The organism is Pseudomonas sp. JQ170C, assembly GCF_035581345.1.
In the GTDB taxonomy this organism is placed as follows: domain Bacteria; phylum Pseudomonadota; class Gammaproteobacteria; order Pseudomonadales; family Pseudomonadaceae; genus Aquipseudomonas.
Map to the genome: position 1 here is coordinate 2,284,408 of NZ_CP141608.1, position 23,631 is coordinate 2,308,038.

At 65.0% G+C, this 23,631-nt stretch carries 18 protein-coding genes; 7 read left to right on the plus strand and 11 right to left on the minus strand.

Annotated features, from left to right (window positions below):
• Positions 1-23 precede the first annotated feature (23 nt).
• From U9R80_RS10730 to U9R80_RS10740, 3 genes are read left to right on the plus strand one after another with little or no spacing between them, the layout of a single operon-like run.
• Positions 24-1,187 carry an iron-containing alcohol dehydrogenase gene (locus U9R80_RS10730; RefSeq protein ID WP_301839673.1) on the plus strand — a complete coding sequence of 388 codons (1,164 nt, stop codon included), beginning with the start codon at positions 24-26 and terminating at the stop codon, positions 1,185-1,187.
• Positions 1,188-1,196: 9 nt separating this feature from the next.
• A complete protein-coding gene (locus tag U9R80_RS10735) occupies positions 1,197-1,628 on the plus strand; it encodes an acyl-CoA thioesterase (protein ID WP_301839672.1) in 432 nt (143 codons plus the stop codon).
• 17 nt (positions 1,629-1,645) lie between these two features.
• Positions 1,646-2,830 (plus strand): acetyl-CoA C-acyltransferase, encoded by a 1,185-nt coding sequence (locus tag U9R80_RS10740; RefSeq protein ID WP_301839671.1) that lies wholly within the window; start codon positions 1,646-1,648, stop codon positions 2,828-2,830.
• 6 nt (positions 2,831-2,836) lie between these two features.
• On the opposite strand, the gene U9R80_RS10745 is transcribed toward U9R80_RS10740, so the two are convergent.
• Together U9R80_RS10745 and U9R80_RS10750 are read right to left on the minus strand one after the other, a co-directional pair.
• Complete coding sequence (locus U9R80_RS10745; protein WP_301839669.1) at positions 2,837-3,856, minus strand: AraC family transcriptional regulator; 1,020 nt, start codon at positions 3,854-3,856, stop codon at positions 2,837-2,839.
• A complete protein-coding gene (locus tag U9R80_RS10750) occupies positions 3,853-4,773 on the minus strand; it encodes a LysR family transcriptional regulator (RefSeq protein ID WP_301839855.1) in 921 nt (306 codons plus the stop codon). Before U9R80_RS10750 ends, U9R80_RS10745 begins: the two co-directional genes overlap by 4 nt.
• A gap of 97 nt (positions 4,774-4,870) precedes the next feature.
• Between U9R80_RS10750 and U9R80_RS10755 the strand changes: the two genes are divergently transcribed.
• The 3 genes from U9R80_RS10755 to U9R80_RS10765 all read left to right on the plus strand — a co-directional run bounded on the left by U9R80_RS10755 (position 4,871) and on the right by U9R80_RS10765 (position 9,019).
• Positions 4,871-5,728 carry an AraC family transcriptional regulator gene (locus tag U9R80_RS10755; protein ID WP_301839667.1) on the plus strand — a complete coding sequence of 286 codons (858 nt, stop codon included), beginning with the start codon at positions 4,871-4,873 and terminating at the stop codon, positions 5,726-5,728.
• 115 nt (positions 5,729-5,843) lie between these two features.
• Positions 5,844-7,667 carry a DUF1302 domain-containing protein gene (locus tag U9R80_RS10760; protein WP_301839666.1) on the plus strand — a complete coding sequence of 608 codons (1,824 nt, stop codon included), beginning with the start codon at positions 5,844-5,846 and terminating at the stop codon, positions 7,665-7,667.
• Between the two features lie 14 nt (positions 7,668-7,681).
• Positions 7,682-9,019: a DUF1329 domain-containing protein gene (locus U9R80_RS10765; protein ID WP_301839665.1), complete on the plus strand. Its 1,338-nt coding sequence runs from the start codon at positions 7,682-7,684 to the stop codon at positions 9,017-9,019.
• A gap of 832 nt (positions 9,020-9,851) precedes the next feature.
• On the opposite strand, the gene U9R80_RS10770 is transcribed toward U9R80_RS10765, so the two are convergent.
• From U9R80_RS10770 to U9R80_RS10790, 5 genes are all read right to left on the minus strand, one after another.
• Positions 9,852-11,834, minus strand: a complete 1,983-nt coding sequence (locus U9R80_RS10770; RefSeq protein WP_301839664.1) for an alkyl/aryl-sulfatase — start codon at positions 11,832-11,834, stop codon at positions 9,852-9,854.
• A 104-nt stretch (positions 11,835-11,938) separates the two neighbouring features.
• Positions 11,939-13,651 carry a diguanylate cyclase gene (locus tag U9R80_RS10775; RefSeq protein ID WP_301839663.1) on the minus strand — a complete coding sequence of 571 codons (1,713 nt, stop codon included), beginning with the start codon at positions 13,649-13,651 and terminating at the stop codon, positions 11,939-11,941.
• A gap of 88 nt (positions 13,652-13,739) precedes the next feature.
• On the minus strand, positions 13,740-15,173 hold the full coding sequence (locus U9R80_RS10780) for a coniferyl aldehyde dehydrogenase (protein ID WP_301839662.1): 1,434 nt from the start codon (positions 15,171-15,173) through the stop codon (positions 13,740-13,742).
• 3 nt (positions 15,174-15,176) lie between these two features.
• The gene (locus U9R80_RS10785) at positions 15,177-16,796 is read right to left on the minus strand and encodes a GMC family oxidoreductase (protein ID WP_301839661.1); all 1,620 of its coding nucleotides are present in this window, start codon (positions 16,794-16,796) and stop codon (positions 15,177-15,179) included.
• A gap of 43 nt (positions 16,797-16,839) precedes the next feature.
• Complete coding sequence (locus tag U9R80_RS10790; RefSeq protein WP_301839658.1) at positions 16,840-17,526, minus strand: OmpW/AlkL family protein; 687 nt, start codon at positions 17,524-17,526, stop codon at positions 16,840-16,842.
• Between the two features lie 134 nt (positions 17,527-17,660).
• Here U9R80_RS10790 and U9R80_RS10795 point away from each other — a divergent pair, with 134 nt between their 5' ends.
• Positions 17,661-18,710 (plus strand): AraC family transcriptional regulator, encoded by a 1,050-nt coding sequence (locus U9R80_RS10795; RefSeq protein ID WP_301839657.1) that lies wholly within the window; start codon positions 17,661-17,663, stop codon positions 18,708-18,710.
• A 517-nt stretch (positions 18,711-19,227) separates the two neighbouring features.
• Here U9R80_RS10795 and U9R80_RS10800 read toward each other — a convergent pair.
• From U9R80_RS10800 to U9R80_RS10815, 4 genes are read right to left on the minus strand one after another with little or no spacing between them, the layout of a single operon-like run.
• Positions 19,228-20,796: an FAD-binding oxidoreductase gene (locus tag U9R80_RS10800; RefSeq protein WP_301839656.1), complete on the minus strand. Its 1,569-nt coding sequence runs from the start codon at positions 20,794-20,796 to the stop codon at positions 19,228-19,230.
• Between the two features lie 11 nt (positions 20,797-20,807).
• A complete protein-coding gene (locus U9R80_RS10805) occupies positions 20,808-21,500 on the minus strand; it encodes a hypothetical protein (RefSeq protein WP_324804923.1) in 693 nt (230 codons plus the stop codon).
• 10 nt (positions 21,501-21,510) lie between these two features.
• Positions 21,511-21,846: a c-type cytochrome gene (locus U9R80_RS10810; protein ID WP_301839654.1), complete on the minus strand. Its 336-nt coding sequence runs from the start codon at positions 21,844-21,846 to the stop codon at positions 21,511-21,513.
• Between the two features lie 37 nt (positions 21,847-21,883).
• Complete coding sequence (locus U9R80_RS10815; RefSeq protein WP_301839652.1) at positions 21,884-23,359, minus strand: aldehyde dehydrogenase family protein; 1,476 nt, start codon at positions 23,357-23,359, stop codon at positions 21,884-21,886.
• Positions 23,360-23,631: the final 272 nt, after the last annotated feature.

Consider the following 23,631-nt stretch of genomic DNA (forward strand, 5'->3'; position numbering starts at 1 on the left):
ACAACAACAATGAGGAACGCCGCATGCAGTCATTCAGTTTTGCCACCACCGCGCAGATCCTCTGCGAGGCCGGTGGCGCCCTGCGCCTGGCCAGCCTGTGCCGTGAGCGCGGCGCACGCTCGGTCTTGATCGTCACGGACCCGGGCATCGCCCGCCTGGGCATGCTTGAACCGCTGTTGCCGGGCTTTGCCGAGCAAGGGCTGACGGTGCAGGTGTTCGATCAGGTGCTGGCCGATCCGCCCAGCACCTGCGTGCTGGAGGTGGTCCGTCAGGCGCGGTCGCAGCACGCCGACCTGATCGTCGGCTTTGGCGGCGGCAGCTCCATGGACGTTGCCAAGCTGGTGGCGTTGCTGGCGCACCCCGAGTGCCAGCAGCCACTTGAAGCCGTCTATGGCGTCGACCAGGCCCGTGGCCGGCGCCTGCCGCTGATCCAGGTGCCGACCACCGCCGGCACCGGCTCGGAGGTGACGCCGATTGCCATTGTCACCACCGGCGAGCACACCAAGATGGGCGTGGTGTCACCGCTGTTGTTGCCCGACCTTGCCCTGCTCGATGCCGACCTGACCCTTGGCCTGCCGCCGGCCGTCACCGCCGCCACGGGTATCGATGCCATGGTCCACGCCATCGAGGCCTACACCAGCAAGCTCAAGCGCAATCCGCTGTCCAGCCTGCTGGCCCGCGAAGCGCTGCGCCTGCTGGCCGGCAACCTCGATGCGGCGGTACATGACGGCGCCAACCGCGAGGCGCGCCAGGCCATGTTGCTGGGCGCCTGCCTGGCCGGGCAGGCGTTTGCCAATGCGCCGGTGGCGGCGGTGCATGCGCTGGCCTATCCGCTGGGTGGGCATTTTCATATTCCCCATGGGCTGTCCAATGCCCTGGTGCTGCCCCATGTGCTGCGTTTCAACGCCAAAGTGGCAGCGCCGCTGTACGCCGAGCTTGCGCCGTTGCTGTTGGGCGCGCGGTTGCGGCCGGGCGATCCGCACAGCCTGACTGCACAGTTCGTCGATGAACTGGCCGCGCTCAGCCCGCGTTGTGGCCTGCCTGATCGCTTGCGCGATGCGGGTGTGCCGCACGACAGCCTGGAGCAACTGGCGCGTGATGCCATGCAGCAGCAGCGCCTGCTGGTCAATAACCCGCGTGAGGTCAGCCAGGACGATGCCCTGGCGATCTATCGCGCCGCCTATTGAGATGAACCTGTGACGAACCCACCGCTGCGCGAAGCGTTCACCTATTTCCAGCCGATCACCACGCGCTGGCACGACAACGATGTGTATGGCCACGTCAACAACGTCGTCTACTACAGCTTTTTCGACAGTGCGGTTAACACCTACCTGATCGATGCCGGCGGCCTGGATATCCACCAGGGCGAGGTGATCGCCTATGTGGTCAATTCCTGCTGCGACTACTTCGCTGCCATCGCCTTTCCCGAGCACATCGAAGTGGGGGTGGCGGTGAGCAAGCTGGGCAACAGCTCGGTGCATTACGCGCTGGGCATTTTCAAGGCCGGGGAGCGGCAGGCGTGTGCGGCGGGGCGGTTTGTCCACGTCTTCGTCGAGCGCGCCAGCAATCGCCCCGTCCCGATTCCTGAACCTGTGCGGGCGGCATTGGGCCGCTTGCTGTGTGACTGACCCTGGAGTGCTTTGCCATGCAAGATGCCGTGATTGTCTCGACCGCCCGCACACCGATAGCCAAGGCCTTTCGCGGGGCCTTCAACGACTTCAAGTCGCCGTCGATGAGCGCCGTGGCCATTCGTGCTGCCGTGGAGCGCGTGGCGATCGAGCCCGGGCAGATCGATGACCTGGTGATGGGGACCGCCATGCAAGGCGGTACCGCCTCCACCAACCTTGGGCGCCTGTCGGCGCTGGCGGCGGGCCTGCCACTGTCGGTCAGCGGCCAGACCATCGACCGCCAGTGCGCCTCCGGCCTGATGGCCATCGCCATCGCCGCCAAACAGATCATGATCGACGGCATGCAGGTGGCCATCGGCGCCGGCCAGGAGCAGATCAGCCTGGTGCAGAACGCGCATATGAAAGCGGCAGGCGCCGAGATGGACGAGACCGTGGTGCGCATGGCCGAACATGCCTACATGCCGATGCTGCAGACCGCCGAGATCGTCGCCAAGCGCTACAGCATCAGCCGCGAGGACCAGGACGCCTATAGCCTGCAGTCCCAGCAACGCACGGCCGCCGCGCAGGCAGCCGGGCTGTTTGCCGAAGAAATCGTGCCGGTGACGGTGCGCAAGAAAGTCGTCGACAAGGTCACCGGCGCCATCAGCCATGAAGAGGTGCACCTGACCCGCGACGAAGGCAACCGCCCGCAGACCACCCTGGCCGATCTGCAGGCCCTGGCGCCGGTACTCGAAGGCGGCTGCATCACCGCTGGCAATGCCAGCCAGTTGTCGGACGGCGCCAGTGCCAGCGTGCTGATGAGCGGCACCCTGGCCTCGCAACTGGGTATCCAGCCGCTGGGCCTGTACCGCGGCATCACCGTGGCCGGCCTGGCACCGGAGGAGATGGGCATCGGCCCGGTGCTGGCGATCCCCAAGCTGCTGCGTCAGCACGGCCTGACGGTGGATGACATCGGCCTGTGGGAAATCAACGAAGCCTTTGCCTGCCAGGTGCTGTATTGCGCCCAGACCCTGGGCATCGACATGGCCCGGCTGAACGTCAACGGCGGTGCCATCGCCATTGGCCACCCCTACGGCATGAGCGGGGCGCGGATGGTCGGCCACGCCTTGCTGGAAGGCCGCCGCCGTGGGGTCAAGTACGTGGTGGTGAGCATGTGCGTGGGCGGCGGCATGGGCGCTGCCGGGCTGTTCGAAGTGCTTTGACGCCGCTCAGCGCGTCCGGTAGGTGCCGGGCGCGCAGTCGAACCAGCGCAGGCAGGCACGGTGAAAGCTCTGCACGTCGCTGTAGCCGAGCTGGTCGGCAATCTGCACCAGTTCAAGGTCGCTGCCCTGCAGCAAGTCTTCGGCGCGGTAGCGCCGGTATTCGTCCAGCAACTCGCTGAAACCCCAGCCCAGTGCCTTCAGGCGCCGGGCTGCGGTGCGTTCGAGCAAGTGCTGGCGCTGGCAGAAGTGCGGCCAGCGGTCACTGTCGGCCAGGTGCACGGCCAGATGATCGCAGGCAAGCTCCAGCAAGGTCGGGCGGCTGTTGTGCAGGGTTTGCTGCAGCAGGTCCACGAGCATCTGTTCCAGCGCCTGGTTACCCGGCGTCAAGGCCAGGCAGAACAATTGCGGGTTCAGCTCGATGCCGTGTTCGGCATGGCCCCAGCTCACCGGTGCGCGCCAGGCCTGTGGGTGCGCGGCGGTGTTGGCGGGCGGTGGGTGGGCCAGGCTGATGGCGAGGATCGGGTCTTGCTCCACGCCGCTGGCCAGCAGTTTGCGCCGCAGCATGCTGAGCAGGCTGGTGAGGATGTAGTCGGTGATCGGTGCACTGGCCTTGAGGCTGCCGCAATCGCGCAGGTGCAGGGTGACGCGCTGGTCGCTGCGTTCGATGCGGGCGCGAAAGTGGCCGTTGAAGAACGGGAAGTACTCGACAAAGTAGTTGCAGGCACTGTCCAGCGAGGCGGCCACATCGAACAGGTAGGTCAGGCCGTTGGTGGCGGTGGAGACAAAACGCCGGCCGGCCGCCAGGCCAATCAGCGGGTCGTCGGTGTGCGCCAGGGCCAGGGCCCAGAAGCGCCGCGACATCATCAGCGGCACCCGCAGGAACGGCGTGCGCAACTCGAACAGGCTGCGGCGAAACACTGCCTCGATCAATTCCAGCGGCACGCCCCGGGCCTGCAGCTCTTCGATGGCCGGCAACAGCGTGGGGGCGTAGAACGCATTGGGCGGTGGCGCAGGGTGTTGGGTCATGGATGGCTCGCGAGCAGTTGCTGATCCACGCGCAGGATCGTGTCGATCATAGCCTGCGCCGCCGGCGTCAGGGAGTCGCCGGCGCGGCTGACGATGCCGTAGCGCAGCAGCAGGTCTTCTTCGCGGATGTCCCTGTCGGTGAAGCTCAGCAGTTTGATTTCGCCCGTCGCCACCCACTCGGCCAGGGATTCTTCGGTGGCCAGGCCAACGGCGTCGGAATGTGTGACCACCCGGCGGATGGCATCGAACTGGGCACACTCCACACGGGTGACAAAGTCTTCGACACCTTGGGCACGGGCGAGAATCTTGCGAATCATCGGCGGGATGCGCGTGCCGGCGACGGGGTAGTCGAGCAGGGCACTGAGCCTGAGCGCGCCCAGGTCGGCCAGGGGGTGGCCGGCACGGCAGAAAAACCGACCGCGACGACGGCGCAGCAGTTGTACCTGGTAGCGCGGATCGTCGACGAAGTAGCGCGAGTCGGCAACGAAGAATTCGATGTGTTGCTCCTTGAGCCAGGTGCCCAACTGCTCCCAGTCTGCCTGGTGAAATCGCGTGCGGATCAAGGGGTGGTCGTTGATGAACTGGGCCAGGGCCTCGGGCACCAGCAACTGGGCCGGGTAGGGGCCACTGCCAAAGCTCAGCTCACCGCCCTCAAGGCCGTTGTACTGCAGCAGTTCGCTTTGCAGGGTCTGGCTGCCGGCCAGCAGGCGCCGGGCGTGTTGCAGCACCAGTTGGCCTTGGCCCGTGAGGCGGAACTCGCGGCTGCCACGCTCGACCAGGGTGCAGTCCAGGTCGCGCTCCAGGGTCTGGATGCTGCGGCTGAAGGCCGGCTGGCTGAGGTTGACGGCATCGGCAGCGCGCACGAAACCACGGTAATCGGCCAGGGCCACGAAGTGACGCAGTTGTCGAAGGTCCATCATGCACCTGTTGCATATTGCAGATACTTATTATGCATTTGATGGATAGTTGAGCGGCTGGCATAAGTCAAGGCCAGACTCACTCTCGTGACGTGCCATGCTCGCTTGTGCTTTTGTTTCCAGTGCCTTTACCTCCACCCTCGTTGCCCATGCCAAAGGCTGTGGCCTGCCTGTCGAACAGCTGTTGCAACGGGCCGGCATCGACCCGGCCTGGCTCAACCAGCATCGCCAGATACCGGCGTTGCAGGTCGAGCAGTTGCTGCTCGAGTGCGAGGCGGCGGGCGCCGGGCCGACCTTTGGGTGTGAGCTGGTGCCGGGCATGGCCACCAGCTCCTTGCAAGGCCTGAACATTCTGCTGGACTCGGCCGCCACGGTGCGAGCCAGCCTCGAGTGCTTCATTCGTTACCTGCCGCTGGTGACCAACTGTGTGCTGGTGACCCTGGACGACTCGGAACCCGGGGCGATGCTGCATGTGCGCAGGTTCCAGCATCAGCCCCATCACTACATGCTCGATGCCGCGGTGCTGAGCCTGGTGCGCAACATCGCCCGGCGTGCTGGCAGGACGCCCGCGCAGATGTTCACCCGGGTCCGGCTGCTGGCGCAGCAAGCGGCGGGGGCCTGGTTGCAGGACTGGGGCGTGAGCACCGGCGAAGGGCAATGGCTGAGCCTGCACCTGGCGCCCGGGGCGCTGGAGTTGCCGTTACCCGGCGCCAATGTCTTCCTGCACCAGAGCATGTTGCGCCAGTGGCAAGGCGGGGCCTTCGACGATGGCCGCAAGGACAGCCTGCACATGGCCCGGCACTGGCTGGCGGCGGGGGACCAGCCGATCGAACGGATTGCCGAGCGCCTGGGGTATCGGCAGCCGAGCAATTTCATTCGCGCCTTTCGCAAGCAGTTCGGGATCACGCCCAAACAGTTTCGGGTAGGCGCGGGCGTGCCCCGCGAAGCGATCTAACGGCCAGGCCGCCATCGCGGGGGGAAGGTGAATATTTTTTGTCGTTCACCGCTTGTGTCCAGCGCCGGGTGCTTGGGCATGGTGATCGAGCTGCTAATCCTCATGGAGCTCGATAATGACAACAACAAGCTCAGCAATGGCAGGCGCACGCCTGTGTTCCAAACCCCACCGTAAAAGGCCGTCCCCCCTGTTGCTGGCGGTGCTGGCCAGCGTCGCCGCACCGCTGCAGGCCACTACGTTCGACATCAATGACGACTGGAGCTTCACCACCCGTACCACCTTGAGCCTGGGCAGCAGCTGGTCGACCCAGCACCCCAACCGGCACCTGATGACCCGCGCCAACGCCCTGCAAGCCCAAGGCGTGACGGCCGATGGCTCAAGCGTGAGCGCCGATGACAACCGGCTGAATTTCGAGAAGGGCGATCCGATCTCCCAGACGTTCAAGGGCCTGACCGACCTCGCCCTCGACGGCCAGGGCCAGGGCGCCTTCCTGCGCCTGAAGTACTGGTACGACCACGCCTATGAAACACGCGATGGCCGCTTCAAGGACTTTGACGACAGCGGCTGGGACGACCTGGCCAAGTTCCAGGGCTTCGAGGCGCTCGATGCCTACCTCTGGAAAGACGTTGAGGTCGGTGGCCATCCGCTCAACGTCAAGGTGGGCAAGCAGGTGTTGTCCTGGGGCGAAGCGCTGTTGATCCAGAACGGGATCAACGTGATCAACCCACTGGACATCACCGCCTTCAATCGCCCGGGCGTCGAGATCAAGGAAGGCCAGTTGCCGGTGGAGATGCTGTCGTTCAGCCTGGGCATTTCCGACACCCTCAACCTGGAAGGTTTCTACCAATACAACTGGCGCCCGAGTGTGCTCGATGGTTGCGGTACGTTCTTTGCCGCCAGCGATGTGATCCAGCCAGGGTGCGGGCCGCTGTACCTGAGCCAGGTGCTGAGCGACCGGCAGATGCAGGCCAGCGGGCTGTACGCCACCTCGCGGGGCAACGACTCACCGTCGGACACCGGCCAGTTCGGTTTCGCCATGCGCCAGATGCTGCCGGCGCTCAACGATGCCGAGGCGGCGCTGTACTTCATCAACTACCACTCGCGCCTGCCGTACCTGAGCCTCGACGCCCGCAACGTCAGCCTGCCGGGCACCTTTCCCGGTGGCGGCCAAGGGCCGTCGTATGCAGCGGCCTTTCCCGAGGACATTCGTCTGTATGGCGTGAGCCTCACGGGCGTGGAGCCCTACAGCGGGATCTCGCTGGCCACCGAGTTGAGTTACCGGCCGAACATGCCCTTGTCGTTCAACGCCCCGGATGTCGTCACCGCCGTGGTGTCGGGAGCGCCCGGCAGCTCGTGGCTGCAATTGCCAGCGGACTTCAACATCCGTGCCGGTGACCGCCTGGACGCCTGGGAGCGCAAGGGCGTGTGGCAGTGGACCGGCTCCGCCACCCAAGCCATCGACAACGTGCTCGGAGCCACGCGCCTGAGCCTGTTCGGCGAGGTGGGGGTGGTGCATATCGACGACCTGGGCGATGAGCGTCTGGGGCGCAATGCCGCCTTCGGCCGCAGCGCGCCACTCAATGGCACGGCCTGCAATACGCCAGCCTCGGGGGTGACCAACCGCTACTGCACCGACAAGGGCTTTACCACTGACTGGTCGTGGGGCTATCGGCTGCGCGCCAGCCTTGAGTACAGCGATGTGCTGCCGGGGGTGAATCTGATTCCGGCCGTCAACTGGCGTCATGACGTCGAGGGCTATTCCTACGATCCGGTCGGGCCGTTCCAGGAAGGCCAGCAAGCCCTGGGCTTGAGCCTGACCGCCAACTACCTCAACGACTACAGCGTGGAGCTTGCCTACAACAGCTTTTTTGGCAGCAACGACTACAGCACCCTGGATGACCGCGACTTCGCCTCGGTCAGTTTCAAGGTCGATTTCTAAGGAGAACAATAACAATGCGTATTCATCCCCTGTTGTTGGCCCTGACGTGCGTCAGTGCCCTGGTCCAGGCCAAGAGCAACGACCTTGGTGCGTTGGACAAGACCCTCACCCCCATGGGCTCGGAGCGCGCAGGCAATGCCGACGGCAGCATCCCGGCCTGGACCGGCGGCCTGGACAAGAGCGCCGGCAGTATCGACAGCAATGGCGGCTACAGCGACCCGTTCGCCAGCGAAAAGCCGCTGTACACCGTGACGGCGCAGAACCTGGCCCAGTACCAGGCGTTGCTCAGCCCGGGCCAGGTGGCGATGTTCAAGCGCTATCCGGCCAGCTTCCAGATGCCGGTGTACCCCAGCCATCGCACGGCACGGCTGCCGGCGCCGGTGCTGGCCGACAGCCGGGTGAACGCCGGCAAGACCACCCTGGCCGATGGGGGCAACGGCCTGCATGACTACGTACGCGGCATTCCCTTCCCGCTGCCCACCGAGGGTATCGAGGTGATGTGGAACCACATGACCCGCTGGCGCGGGGGCAGCTATGAGCGATTCAGCAGCATTGCCCTGGTGCGCGAGAACGGTGCGGCGAGTTTTATCCGGGCACAGTCGTTGGTGAGTTTTGCCGAAGCGGTCAATGGCCTTGAGCCGACGTCCAATGTGCTGTTCATGTTCAAGAGCCGGATCCTGGAACCGGCGCGCCTGGCGGGTGAAACCGTGCTGGTGCATGAACCGGTCGACCAGGTCAGCGAGCCGCGTTCGGCCTGGCAGTACCTGCCGGCCCAGCGCCGGGTGCGCCGCGCGCCGATGCTGGCCTACGACAACAGTGCGCGCTACAGCAATGGGCTGATCACGGCTGACAACATTGATGGTTTCAACGGCGCACCGGATCGCTTCGACTGGAAGCTGGTGGGCAAGCAGGAAATGCTGATTCCCTACAACAGTTACCGGCTCGGGAGTCGTTCAGTGAGCCTTGCGCAGTTGGTAACGCCCAATCACATCAACCCGGCCTATACCCGTTACGAGAAGCACCGTGTGTGGGTCGTGGAGGCCACGCTCAAACCGGGGGCGCGGCACATCTACAGCAAGCGTCGCTTCTACGTGGATGAAGACAGCTGGCAGATTGCCCAGGTGGACCAGTACGACAGCCGTGGAGAGTTGTGGCGCAGTTCCGAGTTGCATGCGATCCAGCATTACGACCATGACTTTACCTACAACGTCCTGGAGACCTCCTACGACCTGATCTCGGGGCGGTATTACGCGGGTGGATTGAGCAACGAAGAAAAAGCGCCGATGCGGGTTGGGTTCACCGCGAAGACGGATGACTACACACCGTCTGAATTGCGGCGGTGGGCCAAGTAACTGCAGAAAACCACGACCGCTACGCGGCCGATCGCAGGCTGGCGCCAGCGGCTACAGGGACCCGGTTTGCAGAGAACGTCTTGCCCGTCACCGGGCAAGTGCCGATTTGGACCGGTAGGAGCGGGTTGAGCTGGCACAGAAGCACGACCGCTACGCGGCCGATCGCAGGCTGGCGCCAGCGGCTACGGGGACCCGGTTTGTAGAGTTCGTCTTGCCCGTCACCGGGCAAGTGCCGATTGGGACCGGTAGGAGCGGGCTTGCCCCGCGATCAATGGTTCAGCCAACACCTGTTCTGTTGGCTGTACCGGCCTCTCGCGGGGCAAGCCCGCTCCCACTTGAGCCCAGCACAGAGCCACGCCCCAGGCTATCGCCAGCGGTTACGAGGGGCTGGCCAGATGTGTAGCCGCTGTCGAGGAACGAGGCTGCGATCGACTGCGCAGCAGTCGCCGGTTAGGAGAGATTGCACAGGGATATAGCGTTGTGTGCGTGTTCCATTACGACCGCTGCGCGGCCGATCGCAGGCTGGCGCCAGCGGCTACGGGGACCCGGTTTGCAGAGACCGTCTTGCCCGTCACCGGGCAGGTGCCGATTGGAGCGGTAGGAGCGGGCTTGCCCCGCGATCAATCGTTCAGCCAACAGCCATTTTGTTGGCTGTACCGGCCTCTCGCGGGGCAAGCCCGCTCCCTCTCTGAGCCGGTTGAGCTGGCACAGAAGCACGACCGCTGCGCGGCCGATCGCAGGCTGGTGCCAGCGGCTACGGGGACCCGGTTTGTAGAGTTCGTCTTGCCCGTCACCGGGCAAGTGTCGATTGGAGCGGTAGGAGCGAGGGGGATCAGGGGGTGACGATGTTGAACTGCGGGCTGAAGGTGTCCAGTGTCCCCAGCAGTTCGGCAAATTTCTGGCCGTTGCCTTCCAGTTTGATCAGGCCTTTTTGCATGGCGGTCGGGAAGTCCAGTTGTTTGAGGCTGATCTGTTCCAGGGTCGCTTTGCTCATGGTCAGGCCGGCATCGGCCTTGGGGTTCAGGCCTTCGCGGTGGGTCAGGACGCCGTTGCGCAAGGTCAGGTTGAATGCCTGGTCCGGTTCGCTGAAGCGCCAGTTGAGGTTCATGTCGTGGCCCACGGCTTTGTCGACATCCACGCGCACTGCCATGAAGTCGAAGAACATCTGCGGGGTGAGCGCGCGGACCATGTCCGCCGACACCGAGCTGCCCGGGTTTTTCGGTACGCCGTTACGCAACTCCATGGCACCGGTCAGGTAGATGTTGCGCCAGTTGGCGTTCTCGCTCTGGTAGCCCAGTTGGTCCAGGGCTTCGGCCTGGATGGCGCGGGCCTTGGGGTTTTGCGGTTCGGCAAACAGCAGTTGGTTGCCCAGTTGCGCAGCCCAGCGGTATTCGCCCTTGTCCATTGCCGTGCGGATTTTGCCCAGCACGGCTTCGCCACCGCCCATGGCCTCGACCGTCATTCGTGCGCTCTCTACCGGCGGCAGCGGGTTGAGGTTGGCCGGGTTGCCGTCGTAGAAACCCATGTAGCGCTGGTACACGGCCCGCGAGTTGTGGCTGAGCGAGCCGTAGTAGCCCTGGGTGTACCACTTGTTCTGCAGCTCGCCCGGCAGCTTCTGCATGTTCTGGGCGATTTCCATGGGCGTCAGGCCCTGGTTGAGCAGGTGCAGGGTGCGGTCGTTGAGGAAGGCATACATGTCGCGCTGGTCGGCCAGCAGGGTGCGTACCGATTCGCCGCCCCAGGTCGGCCAGTTGTGCTGGCCGAACAACACCTCGGCCTTGTCGCCGTAGCGCCCGAGGCTGGCATCCAGGTACTGCGACCAGGCCTTGGCATCACGGACCTGGGCACCGCGCGGGGTGAGGATGTTGTGCATGGTCTGCGAGGCGTTTTCGGCAATGCCCAGGGCCTTGAACGCGGGCAGATAGAGGTTCATCTCCGACGGTGCTTCGGTGCCGGGGGTGAGCTGGAATTCAAGGTCGATGCCGGCGATGCGGCGGGTCTCGTAGGGCTGGCTGATCAGGTCGGTGGGCGGGATCAGGGTGATGGTGCCGCCGATGGCCACCGCCTTGCCGATGGCGGCGTCCACCTGGCCCTGCTCGCCGCGCGGCAGGTACAGGCCGAACTGGTACTGGGCGCGGCGGCTCATGGCGTTGCCCGCGTAGACGTTCTCGCTCATCACGTGTTCCATGAACCCGGAAGGCGCCAGCACCTTGACCTTGCCGGCCTTGACGTCGGCCTCGTCGATCACGCCGCGCACCCCGCCGTAGTGGTCGGTGTGGGTGTGGCTGTAGATCACCGCCACCACCGGTTTGTGCGGGCGGTTCTGGTAGTACAGGTCGAGGGCGGCGCGGGCGGTTTCCGTGGTAGTGAGCGGGTCGATGATGATCAGCCCGTCGTCACCCTCGATGATGGTCATGTTGGCCAGGTCCATGCCGCGTACCTGGTACAGGCCCGGCGTCACTTCAAACAATCCGGCGTGATTGTTCAGTTGGGCCAGGCGCCAGAGGCTCGGGTTGACCGTGGCGGGGCTGTCTTTGTGGTTCAGGAAGTCGTAGCTGGCCAGGCTCCAGACCGGCTTGCCATTGGCGTCCACCACCTGGCCCTTGAAGGGGGCGAGCAATCCACGGGTGACGGCGGCGTAGTCGGCGTCGTTGCTGAACGGGCGCTGCTGGAGTACGGCGGCATTGCTGTTGGTGGTCTGGGTGCTGGCCGGGGTGGCGCTGCTTGCAGGGTCGGCATACACCGGCTGGCCCAGGCAGGCGAGGGCAATCAGGCTCGCCAGGCGAGCCCGTGGGAACAAGGTGGGAAGGGGCATGGTGTCTCCGTTTTATTGTCGTTATGGCACACCCGGCCGAGCGTAAGGCTCGGGTTTTGCGGCCCAGCAAGCCGCAGACGACAAAAAACATGCAGGCCCGTTGCTCAGTCGTGATTGACCACGCGGTTGCGGCCACTTTTCTTGGCCGCGTACAGGCGCCGGTCGGCGGTGGCGACCAGGTCTTCCAGGCCCTGGCAGCCATCGACGCGCAGCTCCGCCACGCCGATGGAGACGGTCAGGTGGATTTCCAGCGACGGCGCGCTGACCAGCAGGGTGCTGGCATCGGGCACGCACACCGACTGGGCGGTGGCGCTGCGCAGTTGCTCGGCCACCCGGGTGGCGTCGGCCAGTGAAGTCTCGGGCATCACCACGCAGAACTCCTCGCCGCCGTACCGCACCACCAGGTCCTTGTTGCGTACCAGCGCTCGCAGCAATGTCGCCAGGTGCTTGATCACCTCGTCGCCGGCACTGTGGCCCCAGCTGTCGTTGATGTTCTTGAAGTGGTCGATGTCGAGCATCCACAGGGCCACCGGCTGATCACTCTGCAGGCGCTGGAGCAGACCGCCGAAGTCGGCCTGCAGGCGCCGGCGGTTGGCCAGCTGGGTCAGGCTGTCGACCAGGCCTATTTCGCGCAGTTGCCGGTTCAGGCGCAACTGGCCCTTGAACAGCCGGTCGACGATGTACAGGGTGAGCCCCATCAACAGGGCCAGCAGCGCCCAGACGCCGAGGAACAGGATGTCCATCTGGCCGTTGACCGCCGTGCGCAGGTCGGCGGCGCTGATGTAGTTGACCAGCATCAGGTCGATGCCTTCGAGCTCGCGGTACTGCAGATAGCCTTGATCGAGCTCCACCGTGCCGTGGTCGCGCTGGAACAGGGTCGGCAGCGCCACCGGCCTGGGGCTGGCCGGCAGGGTGGTCAGCCAGTTGCCTTCATGGGGGGTGAAGACCTGGTCGCTGGAGGCGATCAGGTTGCCCTGGTTGTCGATCAGGGCGTGGTGTTCGTCTTCCTCGGTGGTCTGGTACAGGTATTCCTGCACCTTGTTCTGCGGGAGGTCGTAGATCAGCGCCCCGCGCATCACGGCGTTCAGGTACACCGGCGAGCTGAGCAGCAGGTGCGGGATCTTGTCGAAGTCGCCGCCGGGCAAGGGGTAGAAGGTGATGTCCAGGTCTTCGCTGTAGGCACGGCCCAGGTGCATCAGCGGGGAGCTGGTGAACTTGCGCAGCACGGCCTCCAGTTGATCGTCTTCGATCCCGGGGTAGGCGATGACGATGCCGGAGGTGGTCAGGAACAGGATTCGCTCAAGGTTGCCGCCGCTCTGGAACTGTGCCGGCAACACCTGGCTCATGGCCCGCGACAGGTGCAGGTCTTCGACCAGCTGTTCATGGTCGCGACTGAGACCGTGAATGGTCGCTACCTGGGCATCGCCGATGGCGCGGATCGGTGCATCCGATTTGGGTACCGGCAAACCCCAGACCGGCTGATGGCTGTTGCGCACGGCCAGGTCGATCGCGTCGTTGCGGCGCATCGACGGCTGGTTCTGGGCCTCGACCAGCACCCGCTCGGCGATGCTGCGCAAGAACTGCAGCTGGCTCTTGCCGTGGTACACCACCGTCTCGATGGCCAGCGCTTGCAAGTGCAGGTTGTGCTGGCGGTCTTCCAGTTCACGCTGATGCAGTTGCCAGTACTGGCGCCCGGCAAGCACCAGGGTGATGGCGAAGGCTGCCAGAAAACACAGGATTACCGTGCGCCGGGGGCGTGGGCAGGCCAGTGGCAGAAACAGGCGGGAACGCGACGCGGGCGATGGCTTGGGCTGCATCGGGTGTATCCACTGCTGAGGAAGCTGTGATTATAGATCGAAGCCGCCCGCCTGCCGGGTGCCCCACAGCCAGGCTGTGGGGCATGTCTCACGGTTTGCCCAGGTAGAACCTTACGGCCAGGCGTTGCACCCAGCGGCCATAGGGCGGATAGAACAATTGCGTGGGGAACCAGCGCTGGCGTTTGAGCACCGCCTTGCCATGGGACAAGGCCCGAAAGCCTTCTTCGCCGTGGTACGAGCCCATCCCCGAGTTGCCGATGCCGCCGAAGGGCAGGTCGTGCTGGAAGGCATGCCAGGCCCAGTCATCCAGGGTCACGCCGCCGCTGTGGGTCTGTTCAAGCACATGCTCGTTCTGCCGTGCATCCAGGCCGAAGGGGTAGAGCGCCAAAGGCCGGGGGCGGGCACGGATGTAGTCGATGGCCTGGTCCAGGTCGCGGTACTCGATGACGGGCAGCAGCGGGCCGAAGATTTCTTCCTGGGCCACGCGCATTTCGTCGTTCACCCCGGTGATCACCTGTAGCGCCAGGCGCCGAGGTGAGCTGGAGGTGTTTCGGCAGCTCGTGACTTTCGCGCCTTTGCTCCGGGCGTCGTCCAGCAGTGCCTGCAGGCGCTGGGCATGACGGTCGCTGATGATGCTGGTGTAGTCGGCGCTGTTGGCAGGGTCGGGGTAGAGACCCTCGAACGCCTGCTTGAGCGCTTGGGCAAATCCCTGGGCCTGGCCCTGGGGCACCAGCACGTAGTCGGGGGCGACGCACACCTGGCCCGCGTTGAAGCCTTTGCCGTGGGCGATGCGCAAGGCGGCGTCCGCAAGGTTGGCGTGCTCGCCGACCAGCGCTGGCGACTTGCCGCCCAGCTCCAGGGTGACCGGCACCAGGTGCTCGGCGGCGGCGCGCATCACGTGGTGTCCCACTTGTGGCGCACCGGTGAACACCAGGTGATCGAGGGGCAGGGTAGTGAACGCCTGGGCGCTGGCCAACTGGCCGCCAAACACGGCCACTTCGTCTTCATCGAACAGCTCGGCGAGCATCGTCTGCAGCACCTGGCGGCTGTGCGGGGCGAATTCCGAGACCTTGATCATCGCCCGATTGCCGGCCGCCAGGGCCGTCACCAGCGGCCCCAGGGTCAGGTACAAAGGAAAATTCCAGGTGCCGACGATGCCCACCACGCCCTTGGGCTGGTATTGCACCCAGGCCTTGTTGCCGAAAAACAGCAGTTCGGTCTTGCGCCGCTCAGGCTTCATCCAGCGCCGCAGATGGGCGATGGCATGGCGTGCATGCAGCACCGGCCCGAGCACTTCGATCTGCAGGGTCTCGAACGCGGCGCGGCCCCCGAAGTCGGCATCGACGGCTGCGACGATGCGCTGTCGGTAGCGGCGCAAGGCAGCGATCAGGCGCTTGAGGTTGTTCAGGCGAACGTTCAGCGGGGCGTGGGGCTGCGCGTCGAACGCCTGGCGCTGGCGTTGCAGCAGGTGGTGCATGCGCGCGATTTCTTCGGTGTCGGGCGCGTGTGACAGATCGTTCATGGCTTATCCCTCCTGACGGCTGCGCAGCAGCAGGGCGGCGGCCTTTTCGCCGATCATGATGCTGGGGGCGTTGGTGTTGCCGCCGATCAGTGTCGGCATGATCGAGGCGTCGGCCACGCGCAGGCCACTGATGCCGTGTACGCGCAGTTGATCGTCCACCACGGCCAGCGGGTCGTGGCCCATCTTGCAGGTGCCCACCGGGTGGTACTGGGTGTCGGCGCGGTTGCGGATGTCCTGCTCCAGGGCCTGACGATCCTGTTGGACCAGCGGGTACAGCGGCTTGCCACGGTAGGGCGCCAGGGGCGGGGCGTCGAGGATGGCGCGCTGGATATCGGTGCCGCGCATCAGCACCTCCATGTCCTGGGGATCGCTGAAAAAGCACGGATCGATCACGGGCGCTGCGCTGGGGTCGCTGCTGGCCAGGGTGACCGTGCCGCGGCTCTTGGGGCGCAGCAGGGTCAGGTGGCAACTGAAGCCGTGCCCCGGGCGCATCTTGCGCGCATGGTCATCGACGATGGCGGGGACGAAGATCAGTTGCAGGTCGGGCACTTCGAGCGCGGGGTGACTTTTGAAAAAGGCCCCCGATTCGGCGAAGGGCGAGGTGACCAGGCCCTTGCGTTCGCGCTTCCACTGAGCCATGGCCTTGAGCATTTTCCAACTGAAGGTGGGCGAGAAACCGAAGGTGTCGCGCTTGTCGTGGCTGCGGTAGGTGAACACGTAGTCGATGTGGTCCTGCAGGTTCTGGCCGACGCCGGGCAGCTCGTGGGCAACCTGGATGCCGTGCTTTTGCAGTTCATGGCGCGGGCCGATGCCCGAGAGCATCAGCACCTGGGGCGAGCCGAAGCTGCCGGCGCTGAGCACCACTTCGTGGCGTACCTTGAGGACGATGCGCTCGCCGCCGTGGCGCAGTTGCACACCGACGGCCCGGGCACCTTCCAGCAGCACCCGCTCGACCGTGGCACCGGTCAGCACCTTGAGGTTGCGGCGGTCGAGGTTGGGGGTCAGGAAGGCTTTGGCGGCGCTGCAGCGCTCGCCGTTGCGCTGGGTGACCTGGTACATGAACGCGCCTTCCTGCTCGACGCCGTTGTAGTCCGGGGTGCGGCCAATGCCGTTGAGCGTGGCGGCCTGGATAAAGGCAGCGTTGAGGGCGCTGGGGCAGCTCACCTCGGTGACACTGAGCGGGCCGTGCTGGCCGTGGTACTCGTCGTTGAGGCTGTGGTTCTGCTCCGACTTGATGAAGTAGGGCAGTACCTCGTCGTAGGACCAGCCCTGGTTGCCCAGCGCTGCCCAATGGTCATAGTCCTGGCGATGGCCGCGCACATACAGCATGGCGTTGATCGAGCTGGAGCCGCCGAGGGTCTTGCCCCGTGGCTGGTAGCCGCGCCGGCCGTTGAGGCCTGGCTGCGGCGCGGTCTGGAACGCCCAGTTGTTGATGCGCGTGGGCAGCATGGCAACCATGCCCACCGGGGCGTGGATCAGCACGCTGGTGTCGGCGCCGCCGGCTTCGAGCAGGCAGACGCTGAGGGAGGGATCTTCGCTCAGGCGGCTGGCGATCACACAGCCGGCCGAGCCGCCGCCGATCACGATGTAGTCGAAGGTGCTGTTGATGGGTTCAGTGGTCATGTGTGGCGCTCCGTTAGTGCGCGGGCAAAAGGCAGGAGGGGGATCAGAAGCGGTAGCCGATGGTCAGCGAATAGACGTCTGGATCAGCCTCGACGTCGATCTTGCGGGTCACCTGGCCCAGGCCCGGGGTCTGGGTCTTGATGGTGGCGGTGGTGTCGATCCAGTAGCGCGCGTAGGAGAAGCCGGCCGTCCAGTTGCCGATCAGGGGAACCTCCACGCCGACCTTGGCCACGGCCCCCACCGAGTCATCCAGCTTCGAGCTGGAGGGACCGCCGAAGGCGGTGTTGTAGGCAGCGGTCATTTTCTCTTCGCTGAACCAGGTGTAATTGACCCCCACGGCGATGTAGGGCTGGACGCCGAGCACGTTGAAGTTGTAGGCCAGCAGCACGGCCGGGAACCAGGCACGGGCGCTGCCGACCTTGCCCAGTGGTGCGGCGGAGCCTGCGCCGTCGAAGTCAATGACCGGCGGTGCGCCGGACTGCACGACCAGCGACCAGGGGCCACCGAGGCTGCGCTCATAGATCAGGGCCAAGGTGCCGCTGTCGCGCACCGTGGCCTGAATGTCATCAGGGGTGGTGCCCGGCATGCCGGTCATGTCGCCCGAGTCGGTGTTGAACTGGATGTCGGCATAGCCGATGCGCACGATATTGAGCGGTGCGTCGCTTGCCAGCGACGGCAGTGAAATCAGCGGCACGCACGCGGCCAGCGTGGTAGCAAGCAGTCGTTTCATGAAAGCCTCAGGTTTTATTATTGTTGTCGAGTGGTGCAATGGTGCTGATGCTGCAACGCTGTGTTGCGCGGCGGGAGGTTGTAATACGCCAGTGCGGGGGTTAATTTCTGCCACCGGAAAAGGGAGACCCTGTGATGACTCAGCTAATCGTTGGCGCCTACGGCACGTCCCTGGATATTCCGCAGCACAACATGCTCGGCTTGCCGGCCCTGGTGGCCGAGCTGCAGAGTCAGGATGTGGACCCGGTCGGCCTGCTGCAGGGCAGCGAACTTTCGCCGGCGCAGATGCTTGACCCCAACACCCGTATCTCGCACCGCCAGAAGCTGGTGATCTTCGCCAATATGCAGCGCCTGATGCGCCATGCCGACAGCGGTCTGCGCGCCGGTGGGCGGCAGCGCCTGAGTGATTTCGGCATCTTTGGCTACGCCATGATGAGCAGCGAAACCTTTGGCCAGGCGGTCGATTTCGGTATCCGGCATATCCGCCTGCTGGGGCCGATTTTCGAGAAGTCGTTTCGCCTGGAGGGCAGCGAGGGGGTGTTCAGCGGCCAGGGTTTTTTTGCCCTGGGCGAGTTGATGCCCCTGGCAACGGAGTTCTGGTTTGCCTCGATCCACTCGCTGGTGCAGTGCGTGCTGGAAAAGCCCTTTCCCTCGGTCCGGCTGTTGTTGCCCTATCCTGCGCCAGAGCACTGGCAGTGTTATGAGGCGGTGTTTCGCTGCCCGGTGGTGTTCAACAGCGAGGTGATGGAGTGGCGCTTCGACGCGAGCGTGCTGCAACTGCCTTGCCCGAATGCCAACCCGATTACCTCGGCGATGACCATGGGGTTCTGCCAGCAGTTGGTTGCCAGCCTGCCGGATGAGTCCGACCTGATCGAGTCGGTGCGCATGGCCTGTCTGAGCCGCAGCGGACGTTTCCCGGGGGTGGACGCGGTGGCCGAGGCCCTGGGCATGTCGACCCGCACGCTGCACCGGCGCCTGGCTGAACAGCAGCGCACTTACCAGAGTGTGCTGGATGAAGTGCGCTGCGCCCTGGCCATCGAGTTTCTGCAGCAGAGCGATATGCCCATGGATGAACTGGCCGCCCAGGTCGGTTTCTCCGAGGCCGCCAACTTTCGCAAGGCGTTCAGGAAGTGGACCGGCCAGTCGCCGGGGGACTATCGCAAGGCCCTGCGCAGCGGCCTGTAGGAGCGGGCTTGCCCCGCGATCAATCGTTCAGCCAACACTTGTTCTGTTGGCTGGACCGGCCTCTCGCGGGGCAAGCCCGCTCCCACTTGAGCCGGTTGAGCTGGCACAGAGCCCCGACCCAGGCTATCGCCAGCGGCTACAGGGACTCGGTTGGTAGAGGTTGGACCGGTAGGAGCGGGCTTGCCCCGCGATGCGGCCTTCAACCCTGCAAACATACCCATTCCATGCCGCGCCCCCACTTCACCTTTGCGCCTGTACGCACCGAAGGGCCGTCCCTGGCCCTGCGGTGCTTGCAGGCCATCCATGGCCTGCACCCGGCTACGCAACGCCTCCACTCAGCCTACTGACGGGACGATTTGTGGTGGCTGGGTTGGCGGTGTGCGAAGGGCAAAGGTAGGCAATGCTGCGGATCTGGACATGGTTGCGGCATTCAGGGGCTTTCGCGGGGCAAGCCCGCTCCTACAGGTTGTCAATATGGGGGGAGGGGCCCGCCAGGTGGGGCTGGCGGGCGGGATGGTTAGAAGGGGTTGGCCAGGTCGATGCCGGATTTGCCCGGGGCAAGGATGTTGTTCGGGTCCAGGGCGCGTTTGAGGGTGTGCTCGAGTTTGCGCTTGACCGTCCCGTAGCTCTGCGCCACCCGCTCCTGGAAGGCGGTGTTGACCCGGTACACGGCGTAGCCCGCCTCCTCGAACACATCCAGCAGTTCAGCAAAACAGGCGTTGGCGCGTTGGGTTTCCTCGGGGCTGGTGCGGTCGTACAGCACGTCGATCACGTGGTGCATGTCACGCCAGCCGACGATGAATTCACCGACATAGTCCAGGCCATGCTTGTTGAGGATTTTCTTGGCCAGCGCCTGCTGTTTGTCGCACTCGCTGCCGCGGGCCTGGCTGACCGGCGCGAACCACATCGAACCGCCACCGCCACGCCAGTTGTACAGGCCGAACTCTTGCAGGTTGGGCACCCCGGACATCAACTGGGCGCGGTATTTGAACGGCTGGGTATCGCCGGCCTCTTCCTGGGTGACGATGCGGCCCTTGCCCAGTTGTTTGAGGGCGCCGGTGACGATCTTCCAGTTCACATCGACCTGTTCCTGGGTGCCGTACAGCGCGGCGTAGACGTTCCAGGCGCCGAGGTTCTTGTCTTTCTGGATCTGCTTGAGGATGGCGTCGGGGGTGGCGCCGGGCTCCAGGGTGTAGTCGCTGCGCCGGGTGTTGCAGGTGGAGGCCTCCCACAATACGCCGGCGATGACCACCGAGTTGGGAATGACCTGGGCGATGCGCAGCGGACGGATGAATTCGACGATTTCGGCGATATCGGACTGGTTGTCGAATTTGATCTCGAACGGCTTGAACACGGGCGGCTTGGGCATCAGCCAGAAGCCCATCTTGGTGCAGATGCCGTAGTTGGCCTGGGTGAACATGCCGTCCAGGGTCGGGCCGTAACCCCACTTGAACACTTGCCAGGCGTTGTCGCCTTTGACCCCGCCCATGCCGGTGCGGTACAGGTCACCGTTGGCCAGTACCACTTCCATGCCGCACTGCATCAGGAAATGCTCGCCGTAGGGGGTGTAGCCCACGCCGCGGTCCATGGTATTGCCCAGGGGGCCGGCGATGGCCGACGGCGCGGAGAACGACAGCATCAGCGGCAGGTTGTGCTCCTGGATGTAGTCGTAGAGTTGCTGGTAGGTGACGCCGGGTTCGACCAGGGCGGTGCACAGCTCAGGGTCGACGTGGAGGATCTTGTTCATCTTTTTCAGATCCAGGATCACCTGGCCGCGCTGGCCGGGAGCGGCCGAGCCGTAACCGAAGTTGCGGCCGGTGGAGATGGTCCAGACCGGCACCTTGAACTGGTTGCAGATCTTCACCACGCCTTGCACCTGCTCGACGGTGGTGGCAGTGACGGCGGCAGACGGTGCGTGTTCGGCGTTGTCCACGGCCATCATGATCTTGTTGTAAGGGATCAGCTGCTCATCCTTGACCAGCACATTCTCATCGCCCAGCAGGGCGCGGAACTGGGCGATGGCTTGCTGGAAGTTGGCGTCGTTGACGCCACGGGGCAACAGGGTGTTGGCGGTTGCTTGGCTCATGTTGGAATCCTTCAGACTGCGATCGAGAACGACACGTAGGTGCCGGTCAGTGCCGGTGGACGGTGGGCAATCAGCGGCGCCTGGCCCGTGTCGGTGCTGCCCAGTACGGCCAGGGCGTAACCCAGGGTGGCGGCCCATTGGTCACCGCTTTGGGTGCGACTGGCGGCTGCCACGTCCAGGGTGGGTGCCGGGCTGTGCAGGCGCTGTTCGTGCAGGCTGAAACCCTGGCCGCAGGCATTGAGGTGTTGGCCCAGGTGCAGGGCGCAGCCGTGTGAAACCTGGGCACTGAGCAAGCGGTGCGCCGAGCGCCCCTTTGTGGCGCTGTGCTGGCCCAGCCACTGCAGGCGGGCGCCGGCACTGCGGGCGACGTCAACAATCAGCGCGGCGCTGGCATCGTCCACCAGGCCGACCAGGCGCTGGCCCTTGCCGTTGGCCAGGCGTTGCTGCAGGCCGAGGACAAACGCCAGTTCCAGGCCCGTGGGCAGGACCTGGATTTGCGGGCTGGCCGGGCTTGCTTGCAGGCCCCGGACAAAAGCCGAGCCTGCGACCTCGGGGCTGATAATGGCCAGGCTCGCACCCTGCGCCGGGACGCTGCGGCCCAGCACCGTGCCGGCCAGGCCCAGGCCTGAACTGGCCATGGCCACGCCGGCCACTCCACCCACGGCCATGCCCTTGAGCAACGCGCGACGTTCGATAGTCATCATGCTCGGGCCCTCACGGTTTGGCTGCAGGGGCAGGGGATTTGGCCAGGTACTCGCCCACCTGCTGCAGGGCGTTGTCGTCGATGAACGAGGCCGGGAACGCCGGCATGGCCCGGAAGCCGTTGCGCACCACGGCGCTGATGTACGCCGGCGGCAGTTGCCGGCCCTTGATTTGCGGGCCGACCTGGCCTTCGTGACAGTGGCCGCAGACTTTGGCGTAGACGTTCTCGCCGCCTTTCCACACACCGTCGCCATCGGCGGCGGCAGTGCCGGCAAGCAGGATCAGGGGCAGGGCAAGGCAGGCATTGACGGTCCGTCGCACAGCCGGGCGGTTGGGTAGTAGGGACATTGGGGACTCCTTATTGTTATGGGTAGAGGCAAGGCAATCAGAATGGATAGGCCCGAGGGCGGTGCTGCACGGTGATCCAGTGGTCGGTGGTGAACTCCTCGATGGCCCAGTCGCCGTTGAAGCGCCCGAGGCCCGAGTTCTTCTCGCCACCGAACGGTGCGTTGGGTTCGTCGTTGACCGGGATGTCGTTGATGTGGGTCATGCCGGCATGGATCTGCTGGGCGAACTGCACGCCGCGTTCAAGGCTGGCGGTGAACACTGCGCTGGACAGCCCGTACTCGCTGCGGTTGGCCAGTTCCAGGGCATGCTCGGCATCGCGGGCGGCCTGGATGCCCACCAGCGGGCCGAAGATTTCGGCGTGGGCGATGTCCATGTCGGCGGTGACGCTGCCGAACACATGGGGGGGCAGCACATTGCCCTGGGCCTGGCCGCCGGTGAGCAGCTGCGCACCTTCGGCCCGGGCGGTGGCGATTTTTTCTTGAAGACCGGCCAGTTGCCGTGCATTGATGACCGGGCCAATCACCGTGCCGGGCAGGCTCGGGTCGCCACATGGCAGGGCCTTGACCCGCTCGACGAAGCGTTCGGTGAAGGCCGCCAGCAGCGGTTGCTCGACGATGATGCGGTTGACCGCCATGCAGATCTGGCCCTGGTGCAGGAACTTGCCGACCACGGCGGCATTCACCGCCTGCTCCAGGTCGGCATCGGCCAGCACCACGAACGGGCTGTTGCCGCCCAGCTCCAGGGCCAGGTGCTTGAGGTGTTCGCCGCCGCTGGCGATGCGGCCGATGGTGCGACCCACCTGGGTCGAGCCGGTGAAGGAAATGAACGCCGGCACCGGGTGCTCGACAAAGGCGTCACCGATCTCGGCTCCGGCGCCGACCACCACGCTCAGGGCACCCGCCGGCAGGCCGGCTTCTTCAAAAATGCGCGCCAGCAGCAGGCCGCCGCTGACCGGCGTGTCGCTGGCGGGCTTGACCACCACGGTATTGCCCAGGGCCAGGGCAGGGGCCAGGGAGCGGGCGGTCAGGTGCAGGGGGAAATTCCATGGGCTGATCACCCCGATCACGCCCAGGGGCTTGCGGTACACGCGGCTTTCCTTGCCGGGGATGTTCGAGGCGAGGATACGCCCGTGGACGCGACTGGGCAGGCTGGCCGACTCGAGGATGATCGCGCGGGCGGCGCCCCATTCGATTTGGGCCTTGATCCGCGTGCTGCCCGATTCGCGGATGATCCAGTCGATGATCTCTTCGCGGCGTTCATCAAAAATACGCGCCGCTGCCAGCATCACCTGGCTGCGGACGGCCGGGGCTTGTGCGGCCCATTCGGCCTGTACCTGCCGGGCGCCCCGGTAGGCGGCGTCGAGGTCGTCGCGGGTGGCCAGGGGAATGTGCAGCAGGGCCTGCTGGTTGAAAGGGTCGGTCACCGTCAGCGAGCGCTCGGCACTGCCGGCGCGCCACTGGCCGGCCAATGGCTGCAGATGAAGGTTCTGGTAGGCAGGGCGGGTAGGTGTCATCGGCTTCTCTCTTTTGTTGTGACATTGCGATGAACAGCCCTTAACAACTATCGTGCCATTTCGGTTTTATGGATAAAAAGTCCGTAAAAACAATAGCTTGGATGTATGTGTGGGGTTTTTAAGCCATGGCAGTCGCCGCCTGGGTGCGAAAATTTATGCAGAGAATCCGGCGTTTGCAGAAAGCTCGGCAGCGCGGCGGGGTCGGGAAGAATCCGTGCGGTTATCGGACGTTTTCCGCTGTTGCCTGCGCGCCGCGACTGCCTGCCGATTGA